Below are 2997 nucleotides of genomic sequence, written 5' to 3' on the forward strand. Positions count from 1 at the left end.
CTCTATCAGCAGTCGCTCCGCCTCGGCCTGGGGCAGGTGTGAGAAGCGCAGGACTTTTTTCCCCGACCACAGGAACAGTCCGAGGGGCTTGAGCTTCAGCCCGGAGATCTCGTTCCAGGGCACCACCTGCACCGTGGCCCCGTACTTCTGAATGTGCACGCCCTCCGGCTCCAGCACCCAGGTGAATCTCCGCATCAGCAGCCAGTCCATGAAAAAAGCCAGCGAAAGCATCAGTCCAATCGCCAGCCACATTGCAGCCACGAATTTCACCGGTCCCTCAGGCGGCAGCCTGCCCTGGGTCAGATACCGCTGCCCATAGTACCCGATGATCAAGATGGGCGTGAGCTTCAGCAGCAGCAACTTCAGCACAGGCCGCCAAAGGTGGAAGGGGAAGGGGCGTTTCGTCAAATCAGGGGCTTGAAGGGGTTTGGATGCGCCATCTTTCTGCTGCACGCAGCACGCTAATCATCACCCGGCTAAATTCCAAGCGCTGTATGCTTCAGGTCATCGCATTGGCAGGTGCAGGCCGTCGGAAACAATTGCCAGCTACGGCAATCATCGCCACCACCCCCTGCATTTCCCCCGAGAGAATGCTTGCCAAACGTCCGCCGCAGAGTCGTATCTTGCGCTTCTCTTTTATGATGACCCGCCTTGCCCTGATTCTCGTTGGTTCCATTGGACTCGCGCATGCCTCGCAGCCGACCTCTTTGGCCGATCTGCCTGACGCACACCCCGAGGCGGAGCTGAAGGCCTTCGTGGTTCCCGAGGGCTTTGAGGTGAATCTCTTCGCGGCGGAGCCCATGATCCAGAAGCCGGTACAGATGAACTGGGATGCCCAGGGCCGCCTCTGGGTCGTCACCAGCACCACCTACCCGCACATCAAGCCCGGCGAAGAGGCCAAGGACCAGGTCGTCGTGCTCGAAGACACCGACGGCGATGGCAAAGCCGACAAATCCACCACCTTCGCCGAAGGGCTGCACATCCCCACCGCCCTCGCCCCCGGAGACGGCGGCCTCTATGTGGCCAATTCCACCGAGGTGCTCTTTTTAAAGGACACCAACAACGACCTCAAAGAGGACGACCGCACCATCCTGCTCAGCGGCTTCGGCACCGAGGACACCCACCACCTCCTCCACACCTTCCGCTGGGGCCCGGAGGGCATGCTCTACTTCAATCAGTCCATCTACATCCACACCCACATGGAGACCCCCCACGGCATCCGCCGTCTCATGGGCGGCGGCATCTGGGAGTTCCGGCCTGAGACGCGCCGGGCGGAAATCATCAGCAAGGGGCTCATCAATCCCTGGGGCCTCGAGTTCGACCGCTGGGGCCAGAGCTTCGCCTGCGACGGCGCAGGCGGGGAAGGGATCAATTTCATCTTCCCCGGCTCCGTCTTTGCCACCTCCCCGGGGGCCAAGCGCATCGTCCACGGCCTCAGCCCCGGCCAGCCCAAGCAGTGCGGCCTGGAAATCATCGAAGACCCTCACTTCCCGGCCGACTGGCAGGGCACCTTTGTGCTCAATGACTTCCGTGGCAACCGCGTGAACCGCTTCCAGCTCACCCCCAGCGGCAGCAGCTACATCGCCAAGCAGCTCCCCGACCTCCTCGCCTCCACACACCGCGCCTTCCGCCCGATCGACGTCAAGATGGGCCCTGACGGCGCCATTTACATCGCCGACTGGTACAATCCCATCATTCAGCACGGTGAAGTGGACTTCCGCGACGCCCGCCGCGACCACGAGCACGGCCGCATCTGGCGCATCACCGCCAAGGGCAAACCGCTCAGCCCCAAGCCACAGATCGCCGGTGCCACCACGGCCGACCTGCTGGAAATGCTCAAGTCCGACCGCAACCACGTGCGTCGTTTTGCCAAGCGTGAGCTCCGTGATCAAGGCGCTGCCAAAGTAACGCTGGCTCTGGACGAGTGGGCCGCCAAGCTGGACACCACCAAGGAAGCCGACTCCCACGCCCTGCTCGAAGCCGCCTGGGCGCGCGAAGGTGTAAACTCCTTCTCGCCCACGCTCTGGCGCAGGCTTTGGGAAAATGGCGATTACCGCATCCGTGCCGCCGCGCTGCGCATCCTGAGCCACCGCTGGAAGGTTTTCCCTGAAGTGATGAAGGTGCTGGAGCAGGCCGTGGCGGACGAAAACGCCCAGGTGCGCCTCTGGGCCCTGGCCGTGCTGGCAGACATGCGCAAGCCCGGCGCTATCAGCCTCGCCCTCAAGGTTTTGGACCACCCCATGGACGACTCCCTCGATTTCCTCCTGGAGCAGACCTGCCGTGAGCAGGCCGACATCTGGATGCCCGCCGTGGTCGAGGGCAAGCTCAAACTCGACGAGCGGCCCAAGCACCTCGTCTATGCCATGAAGAGCACCGGCCGCAGCGATGCCCTGCCACCCCTGTTTGCTGCGCTGAAAAGCGGCAAGCTCAGCGCCGAAGACGCCGCCGCCGTGCTGGACATGGCCGGCAGCGCCGCCGACGCCGCGCAGGCCAAGACCATGGTCGACATGGTCAACGACGCCTCCCTGGCCCCCTACTACATCGGCCTGCAGGACGCCCTGGTGAAGGCGGCCACGGACCGCAAAGTCATCCCCGAAGGCGCGAAGGACATCGTCATGGCCTGGTTTGCCCGCCCCGAGCCCCATGTCGTGCATCGCACCGCGATCCTCGCCGGACTCTGGAAGGTGGAACCTGCCCGCGAAAAGCTCGTGGCCCTGCTCACCGATGCCAAAACCCTCCCTGCCATTCGCGACGGTGCCACACGCGGCCTCACCGCCCTCGGCGGCGTGAAGTCCCGGGATCTCTTCGACAAACTCTTCACCGAATCCCAGGACAACGGCCTGCGTGCCCTCATGATCGACGGCCTGACCAGCGTCGGACCGCAACTCGCGGCCAAGCGCGCCGTCGAGTTCCTGGCCAAGGCAGAAGTGGATGCCGCCAAGCCCATCCTGACCGTTTTCCTTAAGAACAAGCAGCTCCCCGGCGTGCTGGCCAAGG

Annotated in this window: 2 protein-coding genes; one reads left to right on the forward strand and one right to left on the reverse strand. The window is 63.7% G+C overall.

Features of this window, described 5'->3' with window-relative positions; genetic code table 11:
• The coding region (locus ACIREA_RS29685; protein ID WP_397385937.1) for a hypothetical protein at nt 1-453 on the reverse strand (453 nt) is incomplete at its 3' end.
• Nucleotides 454-638: 185 nt separating this feature from the next.
• Here ACIREA_RS29685 and ACIREA_RS29690 point away from each other — a divergent pair.
• On the forward strand, nt 639-2997 hold a 2359-nt coding region (locus ACIREA_RS29690; RefSeq protein WP_397385938.1), incomplete at its 3' end, for a PVC-type heme-binding CxxCH protein.

The organism is Prosthecobacter sp., from assembly GCF_044373815.1.
Lineage (GTDB): Bacteria > Verrucomicrobiota > Verrucomicrobiia > Verrucomicrobiales > Verrucomicrobiaceae > Prosthecobacter.